Annotated in this window: 22 protein-coding genes, 1 pseudogene and 1 riboswitch; of the genes and pseudogenes, 11 read left to right on the top strand and 12 right to left on the bottom strand. The window is 69.6% G+C overall.

Features of this window, described 5'->3' with window-relative positions; translation table 11 throughout:
* Positions 1 to 236: 236 nt before the first annotated feature.
* The 4 genes from groL to thrC all read right to left on the bottom strand — a co-directional run bounded on the left by groL (position 237) and on the right by thrC (position 4,615).
* Positions 237 to 1,865, bottom strand: a complete 1,629-nt coding sequence (gene groL / locus IEY89_RS00705) for a chaperonin GroEL (protein ID WP_189145221.1) — start codon at positions 1,863 to 1,865, stop codon at positions 237 to 239.
* Between the two features lie 389 nt (positions 1,866 to 2,254).
* Positions 2,255 to 2,461: a cold-shock protein gene (locus tag IEY89_RS00700; protein ID WP_189145220.1), complete on the bottom strand. Its 207-nt coding sequence runs from the start codon at positions 2,459 to 2,461 to the stop codon at positions 2,255 to 2,257.
* A gap of 454 nt (positions 2,462 to 2,915) precedes the next feature.
* A complete protein-coding gene (locus IEY89_RS00695) occupies positions 2,916 to 3,191 on the bottom strand; it encodes a MoaD/ThiS family protein (protein ID WP_175433254.1) in 276 nt (91 codons plus the stop codon).
* A 110-nt stretch (positions 3,192 to 3,301) separates the two neighbouring features.
* Entirely contained in the window at positions 3,302 to 4,615 is a 1,314-nt protein-coding gene (gene thrC / locus IEY89_RS00690) for a threonine synthase (protein ID WP_189145219.1), read from the bottom strand.
* 15 nt (positions 4,616 to 4,630) lie between these two features.
* A riboswitch (SAM riboswitch) is annotated at positions 4,631 to 4,778 on the bottom strand.
* A 165-nt stretch (positions 4,779 to 4,943) separates the two neighbouring features.
* Between thrC and IEY89_RS00685 the strand changes: the two genes are divergently transcribed.
* Together IEY89_RS00685 and IEY89_RS00680 are read left to right on the top strand one after the other, a co-directional pair.
* Positions 4,944 to 5,888 carry a glucosyl-3-phosphoglycerate synthase gene (locus tag IEY89_RS00685; RefSeq protein WP_189145660.1) on the top strand — a complete coding sequence of 315 codons (945 nt, stop codon included), beginning with the start codon at positions 4,944 to 4,946 and terminating at the stop codon, positions 5,886 to 5,888.
* Positions 5,889 to 6,014: 126 nt separating this feature from the next.
* Positions 6,015 to 7,424 carry an alpha,alpha-trehalose-phosphate synthase (UDP-forming) gene (locus IEY89_RS00680; protein WP_189145218.1) on the top strand — a complete coding sequence of 470 codons (1,410 nt, stop codon included), beginning with the start codon at positions 6,015 to 6,017 and terminating at the stop codon, positions 7,422 to 7,424.
* Here IEY89_RS00680 and otsB read toward each other — a convergent pair.
* From otsB to IEY89_RS00660, 4 genes are all read right to left on the bottom strand, one after another.
* A complete protein-coding gene (gene otsB / locus IEY89_RS00675; RefSeq protein ID WP_189145217.1) occupies positions 7,414 to 8,259 on the bottom strand; it encodes a trehalose-phosphatase in 846 nt (281 codons plus the stop codon). The genes IEY89_RS00680 and otsB overlap by 11 nt on opposite strands.
* A 335-nt stretch (positions 8,260 to 8,594) precedes the next feature.
* Positions 8,595 to 8,828, bottom strand: a complete 234-nt coding sequence (locus IEY89_RS00670; protein ID WP_189145216.1) for a DUF3263 domain-containing protein — start codon at positions 8,826 to 8,828, stop codon at positions 8,595 to 8,597.
* Between the two features lie 76 nt (positions 8,829 to 8,904).
* Entirely contained in the window at positions 8,905 to 10,164 is a 1,260-nt protein-coding gene (locus IEY89_RS00665; RefSeq protein WP_229694978.1) for an extracellular solute-binding protein, read from the bottom strand.
* A 196-nt stretch (positions 10,165 to 10,360) separates the two neighbouring features.
* The gene (locus IEY89_RS00660; RefSeq protein WP_444545537.1) at positions 10,361 to 11,623 is read right to left on the bottom strand and encodes an extracellular solute-binding protein; all 1,263 of its coding nucleotides are present in this window, start codon (positions 11,621 to 11,623) and stop codon (positions 10,361 to 10,363) included.
* Between the two features lie 123 nt (positions 11,624 to 11,746).
* Here IEY89_RS00660 and IEY89_RS00655 point away from each other — a divergent pair, with 123 nt between their 5' ends.
* The 4 genes and pseudogenes from IEY89_RS00655 to IEY89_RS00640 all read left to right on the top strand — a co-directional run.
* A complete protein-coding gene (locus tag IEY89_RS00655) occupies positions 11,747 to 12,688 on the top strand; it encodes an ROK family protein (RefSeq protein WP_189145214.1) in 942 nt (313 codons plus the stop codon).
* A 71-nt stretch (positions 12,689 to 12,759) separates the two neighbouring features.
* Positions 12,760 to 13,890, top strand: a complete 1,131-nt coding sequence (gene nagA, locus IEY89_RS00650; RefSeq protein ID WP_189145658.1) for an N-acetylglucosamine-6-phosphate deacetylase — start codon at positions 12,760 to 12,762, stop codon at positions 13,888 to 13,890.
* A gap of 26 nt (positions 13,891 to 13,916) precedes the next feature.
* Positions 13,917 to 14,090 (top strand): hypothetical protein, encoded by a 174-nt coding sequence (locus tag IEY89_RS00645; protein ID WP_189145705.1) that lies wholly within the window; start codon positions 13,917 to 13,919, stop codon positions 14,088 to 14,090.
* Positions 14,006 to 14,211: pseudogene (locus IEY89_RS00640) on the top strand (PfkB family carbohydrate kinase); the annotation flags it as partial. The gene IEY89_RS00645 and the pseudogene IEY89_RS00640, both read left to right, overlap by 85 nt.
* A 43-nt stretch (positions 14,212 to 14,254) precedes the next feature.
* Here IEY89_RS00640 and IEY89_RS00635 read toward each other — a convergent pair.
* Together IEY89_RS00635 and cdgB are read right to left on the bottom strand one after the other, a co-directional pair.
* On the bottom strand, positions 14,255 to 15,250 hold the full coding sequence (locus tag IEY89_RS00635; RefSeq protein ID WP_189145213.1) for a CBM35 domain-containing protein: 996 nt from the start codon (positions 15,248 to 15,250) through the stop codon (positions 14,255 to 14,257).
* Positions 15,251 to 15,452: 202 nt separating this feature from the next.
* Entirely contained in the window at positions 15,453 to 17,183 is a 1,731-nt protein-coding gene (gene cdgB / locus IEY89_RS00630; protein ID WP_189145212.1) for a diguanylate cyclase CdgB, read from the bottom strand.
* A 423-nt stretch (positions 17,184 to 17,606) separates the two neighbouring features.
* Here cdgB and IEY89_RS00625 point away from each other — a divergent pair, with 423 nt between their 5' ends.
* Positions 17,607 to 18,125 (top strand): flavin reductase family protein, encoded by a 519-nt coding sequence (locus tag IEY89_RS00625; RefSeq protein WP_189145657.1) that lies wholly within the window; start codon positions 17,607 to 17,609, stop codon positions 18,123 to 18,125.
* Between the two features lie 71 nt (positions 18,126 to 18,196).
* Positions 18,197 to 18,664, top strand: coding sequence for a GNAT family N-acetyltransferase (locus tag IEY89_RS00620; protein WP_189145211.1), 468 nt, complete (start codon positions 18,197 to 18,199; stop codon positions 18,662 to 18,664).
* A gap of 267 nt (positions 18,665 to 18,931) precedes the next feature.
* Here the strand turns inward: IEY89_RS00620 and arfB are convergent, their stop codons facing one another.
* Entirely contained in the window at positions 18,932 to 19,369 is a 438-nt protein-coding gene (gene arfB, locus IEY89_RS00615) for an alternative ribosome rescue aminoacyl-tRNA hydrolase ArfB (protein ID WP_189145210.1), read from the bottom strand.
* Between the two features lie 181 nt (positions 19,370 to 19,550).
* Between arfB and IEY89_RS00610 the strand changes: the two genes are divergently transcribed.
* Entirely contained in the window at positions 19,551 to 20,126 is a 576-nt protein-coding gene (locus tag IEY89_RS00610; RefSeq protein ID WP_189145209.1) for a TerD family protein, read from the top strand.
* A 257-nt stretch (positions 20,127 to 20,383) separates the two neighbouring features.
* Positions 20,384 to 20,884 (top strand): hypothetical protein, encoded by a 501-nt coding sequence (locus IEY89_RS00605; RefSeq protein WP_189145208.1) that lies wholly within the window; start codon positions 20,384 to 20,386, stop codon positions 20,882 to 20,884.
* 103 nt (positions 20,885 to 20,987) lie between these two features.
* On the opposite strand, the gene IEY89_RS00600 is transcribed toward IEY89_RS00605, so the two are convergent.
* Positions 20,988 to 21,632, bottom strand: a complete 645-nt coding sequence (locus IEY89_RS00600) for a pentapeptide repeat-containing protein (protein ID WP_189145656.1) — start codon at positions 21,630 to 21,632, stop codon at positions 20,988 to 20,990.
* A 235-nt stretch (positions 21,633 to 21,867) separates the two neighbouring features.
* Here IEY89_RS00600 and IEY89_RS00595 point away from each other — a divergent pair, with 235 nt between their 5' ends.
* Positions 21,868 to 23,088 carry an NAD(P)-binding protein gene (locus IEY89_RS00595; RefSeq protein ID WP_189145207.1) on the top strand — a complete coding sequence of 407 codons (1,221 nt, stop codon included), beginning with the start codon at positions 21,868 to 21,870 and terminating at the stop codon, positions 23,086 to 23,088.
* The last annotated feature ends 34 nt before the right edge of the window (positions 23,089 to 23,122 follow it).

Below are 23,122 nucleotides of genomic sequence, written 5' to 3'. Positions count from 1 at the left end.
AGGGACGGGAGATGAGCGGAGGTTCGGGTGCAGTTGCTTGCATGTGCATCAACTACGGCCGCCCGGGTCTCCATTCCGGCCCGCCGGGAAGGTCGGCTGTGATCCCGGCCACTGCGCGCGCCACCTCGGGGTCCCCGGGGCACCTGGGGTCCCGGAAACGCCCGAGGGCGGCACCCTCTCCGTAAGGAGAAGGGTGCCGCCCTCGGTACGAAGGACGGTGATCAACCAGAGGTCGATCAGAAGTCCATGTCACCGCCCGGCATACCGCCACCGGCGCCGGCGCCGGCACCGGCCTTCTCCGGCTTGTCGGCGATGACGGCCTCGGTGGTGAGGAAGAGCGCGGCGATCGACGCGGCGTTCTGCAGCGCGGAGCGCGTCACCTTCGCCGGGTCGATGATGCCCTCGGCGATCATGTCGACGTACTCACCGGTCGCGGCGTTGAGGCCGTGGCCGACGGGAAGGTTGCGGACCTTCTCGACGATGACGCCACCCTCGAGACCACCGTTGACGGCGATCTGCTTGAGCGGGGCCTCCAGGGCGAGACGCACGATGTTGGCGCCGGTCGCCTCGTCACCCGTCAGCTCAAGCTTCTCGAAGACCGAGGAGGCCTGGAGCAGGGCCACGCCACCACCGGCGACGATGCCCTCCTCGACGGCCGCCTTCGCGTTGCGAACGGCGTCCTCGATGCGGTGCTTGCGCTCCTTGAGCTCGACCTCGGTCGCGGCACCGGCCTTGATGACCGCAACACCGCCGGCGAGCTTCGCCAGGCGCTCCTGCAGCTTCTCGCGGTCGTAGTCGCTGTCCGAGTTCTCGATCTCGGCGCGGATCTGGTTGACCCGGCCGGCGACCTGGTCGGCGGAGCCGCCGCCGTCGACGATCGTGGTCTCGTCCTTGGTGATGACGACCTTGCGCGCACGGCCCAGGAGGTCCAGGGAGGTGTTCTCGAGCTTGAGACCGACCTCCTCGGAGATGACCTCGCCACCCGTGAGGATCGCGATGTCGTTCAGCATCGCCTTGCGGCGGTCGCCGAAGCCCGGAGCCTTGACCGCGACGGACTTGAAGGTCCCGCGGATCTTGTTGACGACCAGGGTCGAGAGCGCCTCGCCCTCCACGTCCTCGGCGATGATCAGCAGCGGCTTGCCCGACTGCATGACCTTCTCCAGGAGCGGGAGCAGGTCCTTGACCGAGGAGATCTTGGAGTTGGCGATGAGGATGTAGGGGTCCTCCAGCGAGGACTCCATGCGCTCCATGTCGGTCGCGAAGTACGCCGAGATGTAGCCCTTGTCGAAGCGCATGCCCTCGGTGAGTTCCAGCTCCAGACCGAAGGTCTGGGACTCCTCGACGGTGATGACGCCTTCCTTGCCGACCTTGTCCATCGCCTCGGCGATGAGCTCGCCGATCTGCGTGTCGGCGGCGGAGATGGAGGCGGTCGAAGCGATCTGCTCCTTGGTCTCGACCTCCTTCGCCTGGTCGAGCAGGGCACCGGAGACGGCCTCGACGGCCTTCTCGATACCGCGCTTCAGCGCCATCGGGTTCGCACCCGCGGCCACGTTGCGCAGTCCTTCACGGACCAGCGCCTGGGCCAGGACAGTCGCGGTCGTCGTACCGTCACCGGCTACGTCGTCCGTCTTCTTCGCGACTTCCTTGACCAGCTCGGCGCCGATCTTCTCGTACGGGTCCTCGAGCTCGATCTCCTTGGCGATGGAAACACCATCGTTGGTGATCGTGGGGGCGCCCCACTTCTTCTCGAGGACGACGTTGCGGCCCTTGGGGCCGAGGGTGACCTTGACGGCGTCGGCGAGCTGGTTCATCCCGCGCTCGAGACCGCGCCGTGCCTCCTCGTTGAACGCGATGATCTTGGCCATGTGAAGTGGTCCTCCCGGACTGGGGTGGATGCTCCGGACCGCGCTGGCGCCCGCGACGGACGGCCTGCCTGCCCTGTGGTTCCTTGCACCACCTGGCCTGCGGACCTCACCCACCCGGTCCTTCGGTAGCACTCTCACCTTCAGAGTGCTAACGCCAATGATTAGCACTCGCCCCTGCCGAGTGCAAGCGGCTCTCGAAGATCCGCAGGTGAACAGGGGGGCACCTACGGGCCGGTAGGCACGTCGATGGACCTACCGAGGACCGACCGAGGACATGCCGACGGACACACCGATGGGCCCGCACCCCGTGAGGTCCCACGGAGTACGAGCCCATCGAATCCTTCAACGAAGGAAGAAGAACGTCGCTTGCGATGCGCCGGCGCGTTGCTTCAGCTGGTCGCCAGGCGGACCATGTCCGCCTGCGGCCCCTTCTGGCCCTGCGAGATCTCGAATTCGACCCGCTGACCTTCCTCGAGGGTGCGGTAGCCGTCCATCTGGATCGCGCTGTAGTGGACGAAAACATCCGCACCACCGTCGATCGCGATGAAGCCGAACCCCTTCTCCGCGTTGAACCACTTGACGGTGCCCTGAGCCATGCCTAACTCCCCTATTACTGGCCCTTGCACGGATCCGCACTTCGCGGATCCGGGTCAGACCTCACCCCCCCAACCGGTGGAGGTGTGCGCCGGAACGCGTCGACCGCGGCCGAATGTATCTGTCCAACTGCCCTCTGCAACAGGTCAATTGGACGAGAAATCCGGGCACACCAGGTCAGGAAATATGCGGAGAATTCACGCGGATTCAGGGCAAGCCGGGCCCCGCAAAGAGAACAAAAAACGCAAAAGGCCTGCACACTTTGGCTACTTCTCGTTGGATGCGCGGCAGGAATTAATACGCGTGCGGCGAGCGAAGTGGTGCGGCTTCCCAAACTGTACCGCGCTCAACCATACAGAATTGCCCCCTCCGCTTCTCTCACGGAGGGGGCAATTGGATGAACTCTCGGTAATTTATGTTACCGACGGTTACTACTTGCGGGTATCACACCCCGGATCATCCGCCGGCGACGGCCGGGATGATCGACACACCGGCGCCGTCCGGCGTCGCCGTCTCCAGCCCCTGCTCGAAGCGGACGTCGTCGTCGTTGACGTACACGTTGACGAAGCGCCGCAGCTTCCCCTGGTCGTCGAGCACCCGGGCGGCGATCCCGGTGTGGTTCTTCTCCAGGTCGGCGATGACCTCGCCGAGGGTCCCGCCCTCGGCACTCACCTCGGCCTGCCCGCCGGTGTAGGTACGCAGGATGGTGGGGATGCGGACAGAAACACTCACGATGTGACCTCCCGGTCAGGGTGACATACCTAGGGGCGCGGGACTGTGCTGGATGTGCGGCTACCGCCGCGTGGGCGCGACCGGCCCCCACGGGCCGCGGACAACAACGGCTAACCGAGTCCGGCCTCGCGGAAAGACTCAAGGCTGGGTCGAATCGTCGCGGTCAGCCCGACGTCGGCCACCGCGTCCAGCGTCTTGAGACCGTCCCCGGTGTTCAGCACAACAGTCGTGAGCGTCGGATCCAGCAGCCCGTTCTCGATCAGCTTCTTCGCGACACCCACGGTCACGCCACCGGCGGTCTCCGCGAAGATCCCTTCCGTCCGCGCGAGCAACCGAATCGCGTCAACGACCTGCTCATCGTTGACGTCCTCGACAGCCCCACCCGTCCGCCGCGCGATATCCAGCACGTACGGCCCGTCCGCCGGGTTGCCGATCGCCAGCGACTTGGCGATGGTGTTCGGCTTCTGCGGCCGTACGACGTCGTGCCCGGCCTTGTAGGCGACGGACACCGGCGAGCAGCCCTCCGCCTGGGCGCCGAAGATCTTGTACGGCCTGTCCTCGACGAGCCCGAGCTTGATCAGCTCCTGCAGACCCTTGTCGATCTTCGTGAGCTGCGACCCGGAGGCGATGGGCACGACGAGCTGGTCGGGCAGCCGCCAGCCGAGCTGCTCGCAGATCTCGTACGCCAGGGTCTTGCTGCCCTCCGCGTAGTACGGGCGCAGGTTGACGTTGACGAAGCCCCAGCCCTCGCCGGCCGGGTCGCCGATCAGCTCGGAGCAGAAGCGGTTCACGTCGTCGTAGTTGCCCTCGATGCCGATGAGCTCGCCGCCGTACACCGCGGCCATCACGACCTTGCCCTGCTCCAGGTCGTGCGGGATGAACACGCACGAGCGGAAACCGGCGCGGGCGGCTGCGGCGCCGACGGCACCGGCCAGGTTGCCCGTGGAGGAGCAGGAGAGGGTGGTGAAGTCGAAGGCGCGGGCGGCCTCGATGGCCTGGGCGACGACCCGGTCCTTGAAGGAGTGGGTCGGGTTGCCGGAGTCGTCCTTGACGAAGAGCTTGCCGGCGTCGACACCCAGCTCGCGGGCGAGGTTGTCGGCCTGGACGAGCTTGGTCCAGCCGGGGTTGATGTTCGGCTTCTCGGCGACGTTCGCGGGGACGGGCAGAAGCGGCGCGTAGCGCCAGATGTTCGCGGGTCCCGCTTCGATGCGCTTGCGGAGTTCCTCGGTGTCGGCCGCCGAATGGACGCCGAAGTCGTAGGCGATCTCCAGCGGGCCGAAACACTCCTCGCAGGCGAAGACCGGACCGAGGGGGACCCGGTGGCCGCATTCACGACAGGAGAGTGCGACGGCGGGGCCGAGATCAACGGGGGTGACGGAGCCGGTAGTGGTGCTCTCGGTGCTCAGAGCGGTTTGCGCAGCCATGGAGGCGAAGCCCTTTCCTCATCTTCCTCACGACGCGTTTCGCCGTGAGACGGATTTGGCACCTTCCCGAGCCGGCAGCCTCGCCACATGACATGCGACAAGACCGGCTGGAGGGTTGCCGGGGCTTCATCGGGCCGTATCCCTCTGCCCCTCTGGATGAGCGGTATGAAGTTGTGAGGTGGTGAACACCGGTGACCTCGGACATGCGATGGTCACCCGCGTTGTTCAAGACTGTAACCGAAGGCTTGGATGGTGGTGGGAGCCGTCCGAACCGCGAGATAGAAGATCGCTCGCGCTTCCCCCCATGGAACGCAAGGGAGAGCCGCACGTGCTGGAAGACGCCGAGCGCTGGCTGAACACCCGCTCCTGGTCCGTTGACGACCGCCCGCTGAAGAAGATCGTCGCCGCGAAGCGTTCCTCGAACGCCACGGTGAGTGTCGTACTGCCCGCGCTCAACGAGGAGGAGACGGTCGGCGAGATCGTCGCCGTCATCCGCCGTGACCTGATGCTGAAGGTCCCGCTCGTCGACGAGATCGTGGTCATCGACTCGGGATCGACCGACCGCACCTCCGAGGTGGCCGCCGCGGCGGGCGCCCGGGTCGTGCACCGCGACGACATCCTGCCGCGCATCCCTGCCGTTCCGGGCAAGGGCGAGGTGCTGTGGCGCTCGCTCCTGGTCACCAGCGGGGACATCGTCTGCTTCATCGACGCGGACCTGAAGGAGTTCTCGTCGGACTTCGTCTCCGGGATCGTGGGCCCGCTGCTCACGGATCCGGGTGTCGACCTCGTCAAGGCGATGTACGACCGCCCGCTCGGCCAGGCGGCAGGCCAGGGCGGCCGGGTCACGGAGCTGATGGCCCGCCCCCTCCTCAACATGCACTGGCCGCAGCTTGCCGGCTTCGTCCAGCCGCTCGGCGGCGAGTACGCGGCCCGCCGCTCGCTCCTCGAACAGCTTCCGTTCCCCGTCGGCTACGGCGTGGAGCTCGGCATGCTGATCGACTCCCTCCACCTGGTGGGTCTGGACGCGTTGGCGCAGGTCGACGTGGGTGTGCGCAAGCACCGCCACCAGGACGGCCGGGCCCTGGGCCGGATGTCCGCCGCGATCTACCGCACCGCACAGCTCCGGCTGACCCGGGGCCATCTGATCCGCCCCTCGCTCACCCAGTTCGAGCGCGGAGAGGCCGGTTTCGAGCCGCGTACGTACTCGGTGGACACGGAGGAACGGCCGCCGATGGTGGACGTCGCGGAGTACGCGAGGAGGAAGGCCGCGTAGGCCGTCACGGGTGCCGTCACGGGTGCTGTTACGGCACCGGCGCAGGTCCTCCCGCACGGGCTTGTATACGGCTGAGGCGTACGTGTGTACGTTTGAGTGTTTCCGGGCCGGGCTAGGTTGAGGCGTATGGCTTCAACGCATGGTGTGCAAAGTGGTCGGGGCGATTACCGAGTGCTGGTCGCGTCCAACCGCGGCCCGGTCACGTACGAGGTCCGCGAGGACGGCTCGCTGAACGCCCGGCGCGGCGGTGGCGGGCTGGTCTCCGGGCTGTCGGCGATCGGGTCGGACGCGAACTCCCTGTGGGTCTGCTCGGCCCTCGGTGACGGTGACCGCGAGGCGGTACGGCGCGGGGAGGCCGAGGCGGGCGTCCGGATGCTCGCGATCCCGGCGGACGTGCACGAGGACGCGTACAACGGCATCGCCAACTCGGTGCTGTGGTTCGTGAACCACATGCTGTACCAGACCCCGCTGGAGCCGGTCTTCGACGCGGAGTTCCGGCGGCGGTGGGCGTCGTACGAGGCCTACAACCGCGCGTTCGCCCAGGCCCTGGCGGACGAAGCGGCCGAGGGCGCGTCGGTGGTGGTCCAGGACTACCACCTGTGCCTGGTCCCCGGGATGCTGCGCGCGCTCCGCCCCGACCTCCGAATCGGCCACTTCTCGCACACACCGTGGGCACCGGCGGACTACTTCCGGATGCTGCCGTACGACATCTCCGAGCAGCTTCTTCGCGGCATGCTCGGCGCGGACCGCCTCGGCTTCCTCACCCGGCGGTGGGCCGACGCGTTCACCGCCTGCTGTACGGACCTGGTCGGCGGCCTCGGCGACACGCGGATCGGGGTGCACGGGCTGGGCGCGGACGCGGACTTCCTGCGGGGGCGCGCGCACGAGCCGGACGTCGAGGAGCGGATGGCCGCCCTGCGGGCGGAGATCGGCGGGGTCGGCCGTAAGGCGATCGTGCGGGTGGACCGTACCGAGCTGTCGAAGAACATCGTGCGCGGACTGCTGGCGTACCGGCAGCTCCTGGAGGACCGCCCGGAGTGGCGCGAGCGGGTCGTGCACGTCGCCTTCGCCTACCCCTCCCGCCAGGACCTGGCGGTCTACCGCGACTACACGGCCGAGGTGCAGCGGGTGGCGGACGACATCAACAAGGCGTACGGAACAGCGACCTGGACCCCGGTCGTCCTCCACGTCAAGGACGACTTCGCCCGCTCCCTGGCCGCCTACCGCCTCGCCGACGTGGCCCTCGTCAACCCCATCCGCGACGGCATGAACCTCGTCGCCAAGGAGATCCCGGTGGTCTCCGACGAGGGGTGCGCGCTGGTGCTGTCGCGGGAGGCGGGGGCGTACGAGGAGCTGGGCGAGGACGCGATCGTGGTGAACCCGTACGACGTGACGCAGACCGCGCGGGCGCTGGAGGAGGCGCTGACCATGGGGGCCGGCGAACGGGCGGAGCGCACGAAACGGCTGGTCGCGGCGGCGACCGCGCTGCCGCCTGCCCAGTGGTTCCTGGATCAGCTGAACGCGCTCAGCGACTGACGACCGCCCGGCCGAGGGCCGTCAGCAGCTGTACGACGCCGGCGGGGCCGTCGACCACCAGGTCGGCGCGTTCCGCCAGCTCCGTCACCGCCTCGGTGGCGTTGCCGCTGCACACCAGGAGGCCCGGGACGCCGTTCTGGCGGAGCTTCTCCACGGCCGCGAACGCCGGGAGGTCGCCGAGGTCGTCGCCGGCGTAGAGGACCGAGGTGGCGCCGGTCTCGCGGACGTACTCCTGGAGGGCGACGCCCTTGTCCATGCCGGGCGGGCGCAGTTCCAGCACGAGGCGGCCGGGTTCGACGATCAGTCCGTGCCTGGTCGCCAGGTCGGCGAGAGGCACGCGCAGGGCCTCGAACGCGGCCTGCGGGTCCGCCGCGCGCCGCGTGTGCACGGCGACGGCCCGGCCCTTCTCCTCGATCCACGTGCCCTGCCAGGCGCCGAACCGTTCGAGGAACCCGGGCAGTTCGGCACGGACTGCGGCGACGCCGGGGTGCGCGGCGGGGGCGCTGACCGTGCCGGTCACGGCGTCCCAGCGTTCGGTGCCGTAGTGGCCCAGGACGACGAGGTGCTCCAGACCGGGCACACCGGCGAATCCGCCGTGCCGGACGGCGACACCGGCGGGGCGGCCGGTGAGGACGGCGACGGAGGCGACATTGGGGGCGAGGGCGGAGAGGGCGGGCAGCGTGTCGGGGTGGGCGCGGGCCTGCTCGGGGTCGGCCACGATCGGAGCGAGGGTCCCGTCGAAGTCGAGAACGACGACGGCACCGGCGGGATTCGCGAGGACGGCATCCAGCCCGTCACGGCCGGTCTGCGTCACGGGCGTAGGCAGGGAATCCATGGGTTCGACCCTATCGGTCGGCCCGATACCTCTTCAGCTAGGACCGGCACCTTCAGCCCGTCCGGCGTCCGAGGACGAGCGCGGCCCGCATTTCCAGCCCGTCCGGCGTCCGAGGACGAGCGCGTGCCCGCATTTCCAGCCCGTCCGGCGTCCGAGGACGAGCGCGGCCCGCATTTCCAGCCCGTCCGGCGTCCGAGGACGAGCGCGGCCCGCATTTCCAGCCCGTCCGGCGTTTGAGGACGAGCGCGTTCAGCGCGAAGGGGGGCTGGGGGCGCAGCCCCCAGGAACGGGATGGGACGGGTAGGGGCGGCGGGGGCGAGGAAACCCGGCATCACCTACCGCTCCCCCCGCCGAACCTCCCGCACCCTCCGCAACCTGTTCACCGTCACCGGATCACACGCCAACGCCCGCTCATCGTCCAGCAGCGCGTTGAGCAACTGGTAATAGCGCACCGGCACCAACCCCAGCTCCTCCCGAATCGCCCGCTCCTTCGCCCCCGGCCCCGCGAACCCCCGCCGCTCCAGCGCGAGAATGTCCTGTTCCCGTCGCCCCAGCTGCTTCCCGTCCATGGAAGAAACCGTAGCCCCCGCCACTGACATCCGAAGTCAGGGAATCAGGGAGCCAAGGAGGCAAGGAGTCAGGGAGTCAGTCCGAGGCCGCCTCCGCCGCCACGGCCCGCTCCTGTATCGCCCCCAGCACCTCCCCCGGACTCCCCCGCTCCAGCACCGCCCCGCCGACCGTCTCCCGGATGTTCCGGCTGACGGCCGTCCACGTCGGCTTGCCGACCGGGAACAGCTGGGCGGTGCCGAGCGCGTCCAGGCCGTCCCACAGTGCCTCGTACGTCTTGTTCGCGCGCATCGACGTCGCCGCCGACGACGTCACCGGCAGCAGCTGATACGTGCCCGCCAGATCCACCGTGTTCTTGTCCTCGTACAGGAAGTTGAGATACGTACCGATCTCCGTGGCATGCCCGCCGTGCTTGAACGCGGCGATCCAGTCCGTCGTACCGACCGTCGCCGTCGTCGTGCCCGCCGTGCGGCCCGGCATCGGGACGGCCTCGTACGCCACCGGCTCGACCGACCGCTCGATCTCCCGCACGAGCGCCCCCGGTGCGCTGACCATGCCCGCCTCGCCGTCCACAAAGGCCTGGAGCGCGGCCTTGCGGTTCAGGCGGTTCGGGGGCACCGGCCCGGTCAGGCCCTCGCCGACCATGCGGTCGCGCAGCCAGGTGAGCGTGGAGACGTTGTCGGCGGAGGCGATGTCGTACGCGCCGGTGTCCCCGGTGTAGCCGCCGCCTCCGCCGAGCAGCCACTGCAGGGTCTCGGACTGCGCCTCCTCGGGGCCGAGCGGGAGCGCGTACGGGTACGTGACGCCCCGCTCGTCGAGGACCTTCGCCGCGTTCCTCAACTCGGCCCAGGTGGTGGGGGGTTGGAGGCCGGCCTCGGCGAAGAGGGTCTTGTTGACGTAGAGGAGGCGGGTCGAGGCGAGGAACGGCAGGCCGTACTGGGTACGGCCGGTCGTGCCCGCGTCGACGAGGTTGGGCAGGAAGTTGCCCTGGACGCGGATGGAGAGCAGGTCGTCGGCCGAGTAGAGCTCACCCTTGGCCGCGTAGTCGGCGTAGCCGCTGATCTGGGCGATGTCGGGCGGGTTGCCGGCGGCGACCATCTTGGCGACCTGCGCCTCGGCCTCGCGGGGTTCGTACACCCGGACGTCGATCCGGATGCCGGGGTGGGTGGCCTCGAAGGCGGTGTCGACCCTGTTCCAGTACGACTCCGAGTTCTTGACGACGCCGTCACCGTAGTTCGTGGCGACCACGGTGAGGGTGACGCTGTCGGACCCCGCACCGCCGTCGCCCGAGCCGCAGCCGCCCAGCACCAGGACGGAACCCAGACTCAGCGTCGTCACGGCGGCGAAGACCAGCCCCCGACACCCGCCCCACACTTCTCGCACGGCAGACCGCTCCCCTGGGAGGCACGCGCGCCACGCTCTGTGGACGCGCGTAGAGCCTCCCGCATCGGGGGACCCGGTCCAATGCCCCGGGCGTTTCGGCCGTGCAACATTTCCGGGCCCACGCACATAGCCATGGCCATGGCCTGGTGGCCTACTCCGCGCTCTCCTCCGAGTTGGCCTGCTTCTGCAGCTCGGTGAGGACCGTCGCCGGGTCGCCGTCGGCCGCGAACGCCGTACCGATCCGCTGCTTGATGTCCGCGCTGACCTGCGCCCAGGACGTCTTGCCGACCGGGTAGAGCTGGGCGGTCGGGAGCTCCTCAAGGAAGGGGGCGAGGTCCTTGTCGCGGGCGGCGGTGGACATCGTCTTCGAGGCGGAGGCGGTGACCGGCAGGAGGTCGTACTCGCGTGAGAAGGCGAGCACGTTCTTCTCGTCGTAGACGAAGTCGAGGAAGTCGCCGACCTCCCTCCGGTGGCCGTTCTTCTTGAAGGCCATCATCCAGTCGGCGACACCCATCGCGGACCGCGTCGAGCTCTCCTTGCCCGGCATCGGCACCATCCCGAAGTCCACTCCCCTGGCCGCCGCGATCTTCATCAGCGAGGGATGGCCGTTGAGCATACCGACCTCACCGCGCGCGAAGGCGGCGAAGGCGGCGGCCCGGTCGAGCTTGCCGGGCGCGACGGGCCCGGTGAGGCCCTTGTCGACGAGTTCGTCCTTGAGCCAGGTGAACGTCCTGATGTTCTGCGGCGAGTCGATGCCGTAGGTGCCGACCTCGCTGGTGTAGCCGTCGCCGCCGCTGAGCAGCCACTGCATGGTCTCGGCCTGCGCCTCCTCGGGCCCCAGCGGGAGGGCGTACGGGTACTTCACGCCCTCCTCCTTCAGCGCGGCGGCGTCTGAGGCCAGCTCGCTCCAGGTGGTGGGCGGGGTGAGACCGGCCTCGGCGAAGAGCTTCTTGTTGAAGAAGAGGAGACGGGTGGAGGCGGCGAAGGGCATGCCGTACTGGGTGCGGCTGACCTCCCCGGCGTCGGCCAGCTGGGCGACGAAGTCGGCCTGCGTCGGGATGGAGAGGAGTTCGTCGGCCTGGTACAGCTCACCCTTGGCCGCGTAGTCGGCATACGCGCCGATCTGCGCCAGGTCGGGGGCGTCACCGGCGGCGACCATCTCCTTGACCTCGCGGTCGACGTCGTTCCAGGAGTGGACGCTGACGTCGACCCTCACATCCGGGTGGGCCTTCTCGTACTCCGCGACCAGGTTGTCCCAGTACTTCTGGGAGCTGTTGGCGCCGGAGTCGCCGTAGTCGGCCGCGACCAGCTTCAGGGTGACCTCGCCCGAGCCGGCTCCTCCGCAGCCGCCGAGTACCGCCGTCATCCCGAGGGCGGACACCGCCGCGATCATGCCTGTCCTACGCCGCTGCACCACAGAATCCCAACTGGTCGTTCACATACATGTTCATTGGTACGTTCAACTTCTTAACCCCATAAGGTCTACACCACGTAAGTGGACTAGACCTCTTCCGGGTCGACGGGTCACACTGTCCTCGTGAGACATGTCATCGCCCTCGATGTGGGCGGCACCACGATGAAAGCCGCCCTCATCGGGCCGGACGGCGCTCCGCTCCACCAGGCGCGCCGGGCGACCGGACGCGAGCACGGCCCCGACGCCGTCGTCGAGGCGATCCTCGGCTTCGCCGCCGACCTGCGTGCCCACGGCATCGCCCACCTCGGCGAGAGCGCCGCCGCCGCCGGAGTGTCCGTCCCCGGCATCGTCGACGCCGACCGCGGCCTCGCCGTCTACGCGGCGAACCTCGGCTGGCGTGACGTACCCCTGCGCGAGCTGCTCACCCGGCGACTCGGCCTGCCGGTCGCCCTCGGCCACGACGTCCGGACGGGCGGGCTCGCGGAGGGCCGGATCGGGGCCGGCCAGGGAGCCGACCGTTTCTTCTTCGTCGCCCTCGGCACCGGGATCGCGGGCGCGATCGGCGTCGACGGCCGGGTGGAGGCGGGCGCGCACGGCTTCGCGGGCGAGATCGGCCACATCGTCGTACGGCCCGGCGGGACCCCGTGTCCGTGCGGCCAGCGCGGCTGTCTGGAACGGTACGCGTCGGCGTCGGCGGTGAGCGAGGCCTGGGCCGCGACCTCCGGCACCCCCGGCGCGGACGCGGCGGACTGCGCCAGAGCCGTCGACTCCGGCGACCCACGCGCCCGCCAGGTCTGGCAGCACGCGATCGACGCCCTCGCCGACGGCCTGGTCACCGCCCTCACCCTCCTCGACCCCCGCACCCTGATCATCGGCGGCGGCCTGGCGGAGGCGGGCGACACGCTGTTCACCCCGCTGCGCACCGCCGTACAACAGCGGATCACCTTCCAGAAGTTCCCGGACATCGTCCCCGCAGCCCTGGGAGACACGGCAGGCTGCCTGGGCGCGGGCCTGTTGGCCTGGGATCTCCCGACCGTCACCGACCTCACGGAGGCAACGCCCTGATGGCAACCCACCTAGGGGCGCGGGGAACTGCGCGACCAGCCCTCACCGCCCCGCAGCACGCACACAACCTGGTGTTCAAAGGCGCTCAGGTAGTACTCCCCACAGGAATCAGCAACGGCGCCCGACTCGGCGTCGAGGGAACCAAGTTCACCGAGCACCCCCACAGCGACGCCCACGAGATCGACGTAAGCGACCACTGGCTGGTCCCAGGATTCGTCGACCTCCACAACCACGGCGGAGGCGGAGCCTCCTTCACCTCCGGCACCGCCGAGGACATCCTCAAGGGCGTCCACACCCACCGGACCCACGGCACCACCACCCTCGTCGCCTCCACCGTCACCGGCGACATGGACACCCTCACCGCCCAGGCCGGCCTCCTCTCCGAACTCGCCGAACAGGGCGACATCGCCGGCGTGCACTTCGAGGGCCCCTTCATCTCCCCGTGCCGCAAGGGCGCCCACTCCGAGGCGCTGCTGCGCGACCCGGACCCGGCAGAGGTGCGCAAGCTGATCGACGCGGCACGCGGCCGGGCCAGGATGGTCACCCTCGCCACCGAACTCCCCGGCGGCCTCGACTCCGTACGGCTGCTCGCCGAACACGGCGTCCTCGCGGCGATCGGACACACGGACGCGACGTACGAGCAGACGGTGCAGGCCATCGACGCGGGCGCCACCGTCGCCACGCACCTCTTCAACGCGATGCCCGCCCTCGGCCACCGCTCCCCCGGCCCGATCACCGCCCTCCTCGAAGACGAGCGGGTCACCGTCGAACTCATCAACGACGGCACGCACCTGCACCCCGCCGCCCTCCAGCTCGCCTTCCACCACGCGGGAGCGGACCGGGTGGCGTTCATCACCGACGCGATGGACGCGGCCGGCTTCGGCGACGGCCGCTATCTGCTGGGCCCGCTGGAGGTGGAGGTCAGCGAGGGTGTGGCGCGGCTGGTCGAAGGGGGTTCGATCGCGGGCTCCACCCTCACCCTGGACCGCGCCTTCAAGCGGGCGGTCACGGTCGACCGCATCCCGGTGACGGACGCGGTGGCCGCCCTCTCCGCCAACCCGGCCCGCCTGCTGGGCATGGACGACCGGGTGGGCTCCCTGGAACCGGGCAAGGACGCGGACCTGGTCCTGCTGGACGCGGACTTCACGGTCAAGGGAGTGATGCGCAAGGGGAGTTGGGTAGTGGAGCCCCAACTGCCTTGAGCTGAGCGGGGGGAGGGATCGGCCGGGTGATCCTCACGGTGACGCTGAACACCGCGCTCGACATCACGTACCGCGTACGGGAGTTACGCCCGTACGCCTCCCACCGGGTCACTTCGGTGACCGAACGGGCGCCGGCGACTCGGTGGTCGCCGGCCTGCTGTCGGGCCTGGTCGACCAACTCCCCTGGCCCGAACGCCTGACCCGCGCGGTGGCCCTGTCGACGGCGACCGTACTGGCCCGGTGGCGGGCGAGTTCGACCGCGCGGCGTACGAGAGGCTGGTGGAGCGGGTCACGGTGACGCGTGAGGCGACGGCTGCCTAGCGGACGACGTCGGCCAGGCCAGCCCTCTCTCAGGCCTCTGTCACTATCCGTTGGCAGGCGTCAGATACAGCTGATCGATGTTGACGTCGCACTGGTTCCCCTGCTCGCAGGAGATCTTGAGCGTGTTGGTGCCCTTGTTCAGCTGAACGGACGCCCAGGTGTTCGTCCAGCCCTTCGCGTAGTCGCCCTCGGCGGCCTTCGCGAAGTTGCCCAGGTTGAGCGGGCGGGACTGGGCCGTGCCGTTGACCGTCAGTGTGGCGCTGGCGTCCTTGCCGGGTACGCCGTAGTTGACGTACAGCCGGTACTCGCCCTTCTTCGCGATGCCGTTCACGTTCCACGTGACCGATGCGCCCACGTTGTTGAAGTTGCCCACATAGACACCGCCGGCCGCCGTGGCGCCCTCGACGTCCGACGTGGTGGCGGCGCCGCCGCCGAGGAGCAGGGCCTTCGCGTCGACGGCCGGGAGCTCGCCCTCCGAGGCCGCCGAGGTGGTGGGTGACGGGGACGCCTCGGCGGTCTGCCCGGTCGACGGGGAGGGGCCGGCGTCATTGCCCGTGCCCTTGTCGTCATCGCCGCCCATCATGGCCACGCCGATACCGATGACGACCGCGGCGACCACCGCGATGGCACCGATCAGCAGTCCCTTGGTGTTGGGGCCGGAGCCCCGCCCGCCTCTGCCGCCGCCCCCGCCGTACGCGGGCTGCTGCGGGGCCGCGGGGCCGGCGCCGAAGGCCTCGGGTGCCTGGTAGTGGGTGTTCGGGCTGCCGTACACCCCCTGCTGCTGCGGGATCGCCTGGCCGTACTGCGCGGTCGGGGCGGTCTGGCCGTACGCCGGCTGCTGGGCCTGGCCGGGGGCCTGCCCCGGGGCCGTCTGCGGGCTGTACTGGCGCTCGCCGACCGGCCGCACCCGGCCGACCGAGTTCGGGTAGCCGTAGCCGCTGCTCGGCGGCTGGGCTCCGTTGGCCCGCCCGTCTTCGTACAGGTAGCCGAACGGATCGTCGTCCTCGGGCGTGCTCGCGCCGCTGTTGCCGGGCGTCATCCCTTGGTCTCCTCAACAGGTGCGGGGTGGGACTACTGCGGGGTGGGACCACAAGGTGTTGCGAGGTCCTGGGAAGCATGCAATGCGAATAACGAGCCTACCCGCTCCCACTGCCCCAAACGGGTGACTCCGGTGGCACAGAGCCGCTACAAGATCGCTACAGGGCCACTGATCTCGACTGATCTCTCGACCGATCCGGTGATCATCCCGCGCGGCGATGCTGTTTGGGACGAGATCGTTTCTCGATGTACATGCGCTCGTCGGCCGACTTCAGGACTTCGTCCGCCGTCATCCCGCAGTGTGCCCACCCGATGCCGAAACTCGCGCCGACCCGCATCGCGCGGCCGTCGACCCGGATGGGCTGGATGATCTCGTTGCGCAGGCGTACGGCGAGGTCCTGGGCGTCGGCACGGCCGAGGCCGTCGGCGAGGACCACGAACTCGTCGCCGCCGAGCCGGGCCACCGTGTCGCCGTCGCGCACAGCCCCGCCGAGCCGCCGCGCCACCTCGATCAGCACCGCGTCGCCGGCGTTGTGCCCGAAGCGGTCGTTGATCGACTTGAAGCCGTCGAGGTCGCAGAAGAGGACCGCGAGCCCCTTCGTCCCGTCGTCCTGGTCACCCTCGGGAGCGACGGTGTGGACGTGGTGGTCGTACGCGCCGTACACCTCGGGGCCGCCGCGGAAGTCGAAAGCGTGGCCGTTCACGTCGTACGGCTGGAACCCACCGTCCGTCACCGGCGCCGGCGCCGTCGTGTACTGGTCGTGCGTCCCGTAGGGGTCCAGCTGGCCGTGGCCGTAGGCCGCGTCGACCGACTCGACCGGACCGGGCGCCGTCGTCTGCGGGCGCTCGCAGAGGCGGGAGCTGAGCCGGGCGCGCAGTTCGGCCGAGTTGGGCAGACCGGTGAGGGAGTCGTGGGAGGCGCGGTGGGCGAGCTGGAGCTCGCGGCGCTTGCGCTCCTCTATGTCCTCGACGTGGGTGAGCAGGAAGCGCGGGCCGTCGGTGGCGTCCGCGACGACGGAGTTGCGCAGCGACACCCACAGGTACGAGCCGTCCCGGCGGGCGAGCCGGAGTTCGGTGCGCCCGCCCTCGGCGGAAGTGCGCAGCAGGGTGCCTATGTCCTCGGGGTGCACGAGGTCGGAGAAGGAGTAGCGGCGCATCGCGGAGGCGGGACGGCCGAGCAGCCGGCACAGGGCGTCGTTGGTGCGGAGTATTCGCCCGTGCTGGTCGCCGCCCATCTCGGCGATGGCCATGCCGGAGGGGGCGTACTCGAAGGCCTGCCGGAAGCTTTCCTCGCTGGCCCGCAGCGCCTGCTGCTCGCGTTCGAGTCTGACCAGTGCCCGCTGCATATTCGCGCGTAGACGTGCGTTGCTGATCGCGATGGCGGCCTGGAACGCGTACATCTGGAGCGCTTCCTTGCCCCATGCGCCCGGTCGGCGACCGTTGCGCGGCCGGTCCACGGACAGTACGCCGATCAGTTCGCCGCAGGAGCCGCCGGGCACGCTCGGAGTGAACATCGGCGCGAAGAGCCGGTCCGAGGGGTGCCACTCGTCCTCGAAGCGCGGGGCGGGGCCGTCGGTGTACCACTGCGGGACGTCGTCGTCGTCGAGGACCCAGCCCTCGGTGTGGGGTATGAAGACCAGGTCGCCCCAGGCCTCGCCCATGGCGAGCCGGCGTTCCCAGGAGTCGCGCGAGCCGACCCGGCCGGTGATGAGGGCCTCGGCGGCGGAGTTCCCGGCGAAGGCGGCGACGACGAGATCGCCGTCGGGGCGGACGAGGTTGACGCACGCCAACTCGTACCCGAGGCCGTTGACGACGCCGTCGGCGACGGTCTGGAGGGTGTCCGCAAGACTCCGCGCGGTGTTCATGTCCGCCATGACCTGGTGCAGTTGCCGCAAGGTCGCAAGACGGACGTACGGCTCCTGGTCGGTCTCCATTCGCCCTCCTTCCGCCTATCTCACCTTTCCCGCCACTGAATCACAGCGCGCTGCCCACTCGGTACACAGGGTCAACAAAAAAGGTCACCTGTGACTCAAGTCACAACGAAAGATGAGCAATTGAGTGGAGTTTCTGAGTTCTCCCTGTGCGTTTACTGAACGCAAACTTTGTATCCGTGTGGATACTACGAGCGAGGATACGGGCGAGGAGAAGTCGGCGGGGCCGTTCCCGATCATTGGGTGTCGCCATCGGTGTCGCATGGGTGTCGGTCGGGAGTCCTAGGTCCGGGTTCGGGCGCTGGTCCGATGCGGCGGCACAGGAGCGGCGAATAACTTTTCCGTGTGCCGACCCACGCCGCCGTACCCACCGCGCCCACCACACCCGCCACCACCGTCCCCTCTCCCGCCGGGCATCCTGGTGGAGTGAGCAACGACGACTTCCGCGCCGCGATGTCCCGCCTGGCCTCGGGAGTGGTCCTGGTGACCGCACAGGAGCCATCGCTCGACCCGGACGACCCGCACGCGCCCGTCGGTGAGGACGTCGGCATGACGGCGACCGCCTTCCTGTCGGTCTCCCTGGACCCGCCCCTGGTCATGGTCAGCGTGCGCGAGGGCTCCCGGATGGACGACCTGCTGGCCGAGCAGCCCCTGTGGGCGGTCTCCGTCCTCTCCGAGAACCAGCGGCACATCGCGGGCCGGTTCGCGATGAAGAACCGCATCAGCGACCGCCTCCTCTTCGAGGACCTCCCGGTCGTCCGGGGCGAGGCGTCCGGCGCCCCCCTGCTGGGCGGCGCCCTGGCGACCCTGGAGTGCCGGACGGAGCAACTGGTGACGGCCGGCGACCACACCCTGGTGATCGGCCGCGTCCTGACGGCGACCACACCGAGCGCGGACGGCGGCCCGCTGGCGTACTTCCGGGGCCGCTACCGGCAGCTGGGCTGAAGACCGGGTGAAGCCGGGCTGACGGGAAACTCCCTGGTCACACCCCTACCGGGCGCCTTAGCTTTGCCCCTATGACGAACGACACGCTCCGGCTGGAGCGGATCAGCTCCGACAACTTCGACGCGGCCGTCGCCGTACGGGTCCGCCCGGACCAGGAACACGCGGTCTCGCCCGTCATGAAGTCACTGGCCGAGGCGTACGTCCATCCGCGCACCGCCTGGCCCCGGCTGATCCTCGACGGTGACCGGCCCGTCGGTTTCCTCATGGCCTTCTTCGACATCGCCTGGGTCGGCACCAGCGCCGACCTGCGCTCCGGTCTGTGGCGCCTGAACATCGCGGCCGACGAACAGGGCAAGGGCTACGGCCGCTTCGCCGTCGAGTCCGTCGCCGCCGAGATCCGCCGTCGCGGGGGCACCGGCCTCTACGTCACCTGGCACCCCGGCCCGACCGGCCCCGAGCCGTTCTATCTGGGCCTGGGCTTCAGCCCCACCGGGGAGACCAGCGGGGGCCAGACGGTCGGGGTACTGAACCTGACCTAACCTGCCAATGCGACCTTTTGTGTACGAACGTAAACGTCAGGACTCGCTCCAGGCGCCCGAGGCCGCCTCCTCCGGAGAACACGGCCGCCTTCCGCCGCCGGGCCGGACAAGGCATTCGGTAGGTGACGGCCCTGAGACAACTTCGGCGGGATTCGCATCACCCGACGGGAAATACATTCCCGGGCGCCGTTCCGACCTTCTTTTTTTCCGTCGGACGAAAATTCACGATCGTTCACCCCGCACCAGGTCAATGCCCGGCTACAGGCCCTAACCCCAGTCCCGTCCCGTACGGCCCCGCTTCACGTCCGCGCGTGCCTTCTTCTGCCGCAACCGGCGTTCGTTGATTCCGCGCGGGATACGGGTCGGCGTACGGGGCTTGGGCGGAGGTGCGGTGGCCTCGGCGAGGAGGGCCGCCAGGCGTACGGCCGCCGTCTCCCGGTTGCGCCACTGCGAGCGGTGCTCGGAGGAGCGGACCGTGACGACTCCGTCGACGAGCCGGCCGGCGAGGCGCTCCAGCGCACGCTGCTTCCAGACTTCGGGCAGCGCTTCGGTGTTCGCGAGGTCGAGGCTCAGCTCCACCTTCGAGTCACTGGTGTTGACGTGCTGCCCGCCCGGCCCGCCGGACCGCGAGAAACGCCACATGAGCTCGGCCTCGGGGAGCGAGACGGAGCCACGGATGAGGTAGGGACCGGACATGCCCACCATGGTCGCGCGGCTGTCCGGTCCACGTCACCCCGTTTTCGCCGCGACAGCCGTCACGGCAGGTAAAGAAAGTAAAGACGCGGAACCTTCGGGACCCCCGTCGGCGTTCATGGGAGTGACGGTAGCTTCGTCCTGTACGGAGCACCGCACCGCACGCTCGTCAACGAGGGAAGGACTCCCAACAATGGCTGTAAGCCTGTCCAAGGGTGGCAACGTCTCGCTCACCAAGGAGGCTCCGGGCCTGACCGCCGTCACCGTGGGCCTGGGCTGGGACGTCCGCAGCACCACCGGTACGGACTTCGACCTCGACGCCTCGGCGATCGCGGTCAACACGCAGGGCAAGGTCTACTCGGACGGCCACTTCGTCTTCTTCAACAACAAGCAGACCCCGGACAGCACGATCGTCCACACCGGCGACAACCGCACGGGTGAGGGCGCGGGCGACGACGAGGCGATCAAGGTCAACCTCGCCGGCCTCCCGGCCGACATCGACAAGATCGTCTTCCCGGTCTCGATCTACGACGCGGAGAACCGCTCGCAGAACTTCGGCCAGGTCCGCAACGCCTACATCCGCATCCTGAACGAGGCCGGCGGCGCCGAGATCGCCCGCTACGACCTCTCTGAGGACGCGGCGACGGAGACGGCGATGGTCTTCGGCGAGCTGTACCGCAACGGCGCGGAGTGGAAGTTCCGCGCGGTCGGCCAGGGCTACGCCTCGGGCCTCGTGGGCATCGCCCAGGACTTCGGCGTCAGCGTCTGAGTCGACGACCGAGCCGTTGACAGCGGCTGAAAAGCCCCCGGCCGAGCGCCAGCCAGCGTTTGGACCGGGGGCTTCCGCGTGCCCGCACACTCCCCGCGTGACGGCCGTACAACGCTGACACCTCGCCCGCACAGCGCCCGTGTGAGGGCCGTACAGCGCTCGCGCATCGCCCGCACAGCTTCCCCTCGTGCACGCGGTTCGCACCCGTGCGGAGACAGGTTCACGGGCGTCAATCCCGCCGTGACACCATCACGTCCGTGCTCGATATCGGTTACGCCCTCTCCAACCGCTTCCCGGACCCCCCGCAGACCGACTACCGCCGCGCGGACGTCCACACACTCCGCCACGACCTGTTCTGCGGGGACGTCTATCTCGCCGACACCAAGGCGGACCGGGAACTGTCCACAGCCTGGGGATGGGTACCGGTACTCGACTTCGCGTGGGCGCTGTGCGACATCGTGGAGCGGCTGGACCAGGATCCCGCGGGCTCCCGTGCCGCCCGTCCCCAGTACGCCGAACTGGACTTCACCGAGTCCACCGACCGCATGCTCTTCGAGCGCCGCTTCGGGTGGGTGGACATCGAGTCCGACTGGATGCCGGCGGAGGAGCCCCCGCTCACCTTCTCCCACGCGGAACTCCGCAAGGAGGCGCGGGACTTCCTGCACGACGTACTGGCCGACCTGATCGACCTGCACGAGGCGCTAGGCGAGAACCCGGCGATCTGGACACTGCAGGCCCGCTTCCCGAGGGTGCGCTGATCGACAGCAACGTCCGGAGAACCGTCCCGTACCTGGGGGCTGCCGCCCCCACTGGACACATGCAGCAAACGGGTGGAGGGGTGGGGTGGGAAACACACCCCGCCTACTCCACCCGCACTCCCAACTCCGCCGCGAACACCTCCGCCAGGTCGAGCAACTGCGCAGGGCTGATCACCGCCCCCGCCAACCGATCCACCCCCCGCGCGAACCCCAACTCCGCCGCCCGCCGGAAATCCACATCGCTCAGCCGCGCCGCGCTGAAGTCCGCCCCCTTCACCACGCAGTCCACGAACTCCACCCGCTCCAGCACCGCACCCCCGAAGTCCGGCTCCACCAGCACGCATCCCTCGAAGACGACGTCCTTCAACCTCGCCTTGCGCAGGTTCAGATAGTCGATCTTCCCGCCCCGCACCACCACCCGCTCCAGCACGGCCCCGTGCAACTGCACCCCGCCCAGCCGGGCATCGACCAGCTCCACATCACGCAGAGTCGACTCGGCGAGGTTCGTGCCGACCCCCCTTATGCCCGTGAGGACCGAGTCGAGCAACCGGGCGTGGAGCAGCCGCGTCTCGTCCAGCGCGCACCCCGTCAGCGCGCAGTCCATGAAACGGGCGCCCCCGCCGTCCTGCCCGGCGAAGTCGGCCTCCCGGAAGTCCAGCCCGTCGTAGTCCCCGTCCGCCTCCAGTTCCCCGCCCCCGAACGGCTCCAGCCCCGGCAACCGCACCTCGGGCCGCCGAGCCGCCTTCACCCCGGACCCGGAACCCGTCGTACCACCCACGCCACCCACGCCAGCCGCTCGGCCCACGCCACCCACCACTCGCCTCGCCATGCCCCCCATCCTGCACCCCACCACTGACAACGCCCCTGACCTGCGCGAACCGTCTCCCACCACCCCCATGTCACATTCCGGCCCCACCCTCCGTCGTACCGACAGAAAGCAGAAACCAGAAAGGCGAAGGCGCCCACCACAGGGAGACGCAGACATGCACCCGGTCCGTACTCACGCCCGTACCCGCACCACCCTCACCGTCATCGGCGGCGGCTTCGCCGGCCTCACCGCCGCCATCGCCGCCGCCGAGGCGGGCGCCAAGGTCACCGTGCACGAGGCCCATCACACCCTCGGCGGCCGGGGCCGCACCGCCGAGGAGCCGTACCGTACGAACGAGGGCCCGCACGCCCTCTACAGCGGCGGCCCGCACTGGACCTGGCTCACCCGGCGGAACCTCGTCGGACCGCTCGCCCCGCTGCCCCCGCTCGAAGCCGCCCGCTTCCACTTCCGCCACCAGGGCACCCTGCGCCGCACCCCACCCCTCGCGATGCTCAAACTGCTCCGCCACAGCGCCCAACAGGCGCCCGTGGACGTCGACTTCATGACCTGGGCCACCGAGCAGGCGGGCGAGAAGGGCGCCCGGGCCGCCGCGCACTACTCCGCCGTCGCCCTCTTCCACCACGACCCCGGCGCCCTGTCCGCGGCCTTCGTCCAGGAACGGCTGCGCCGCGCCGCCGCCCTCCCGCCCGAGGCCCACTACCCGCGCGGCGGCTGGGCCAGCGTCATCGACCGGATGGCCGCCCGCGCCTGGAACCTGGGCGTACGGGTGGAGACCCTGTCCCGCGTCGACACACTCCCCACGAACACACCCGTCATCGTCGCCACCTCCCTCGACGCCGCCCGGCGCCTCCTGGGCGACGACACCCTCACCTGGACCGGCGCCCGTACGGTCCTCCTCGACCTCGCCGTACGGACCCGGCGCGGCGACCCCTTCGTCCTCTCCGACCTGGACGCACCCGGCTGGCTGGAACGCTTCACCGCACAGGACCGCACCCTCGCCCCGGCCGGCGAGCAGCTCCTCCAGGGCCAGTTCCCGATCGCACCGAGCGCGTCCCGCGCCGAAGGCATCGCCCGTGCCGAACAACTGCTCGACCTGGCCTTCGACGGCTGGCGCGACCGCGTCACCTGGCGCCGCGAGGCCACCGCGAACGGCCGCACCGGCGCGGTGGACCTCCCGGGTACGACCTGGCGCGACCGGCCCGCGATCGAACGCGGCAACGGTGTCTATCTGGCGGGTGACCAGGTCGCCGCCCCCGGCGTTCTCGCTGAGGTCTCGTTCAACAGCGCGCTGACCGCCGTATCACTGGCACTGGGCACCCGACGAAGCCGCGACCGCCCCGGCCCCCTCAACCCCCTTGACCTCAAGCACGCTTGAGGCCGAAGAGTGGGGACTCCTACGGCACCGCGCC

Origin of the sequence: Streptomyces lacrimifluminis (assembly GCF_014646095.1) — a bacterium.
In the GTDB taxonomy this organism is placed as follows: Bacteria; Actinomycetota; Actinomycetes; order Streptomycetales; family Streptomycetaceae; genus Streptomyces; species Streptomyces lacrimifluminis.
This window is presented reverse-complemented; position numbering and strand designations above follow the sequence as displayed.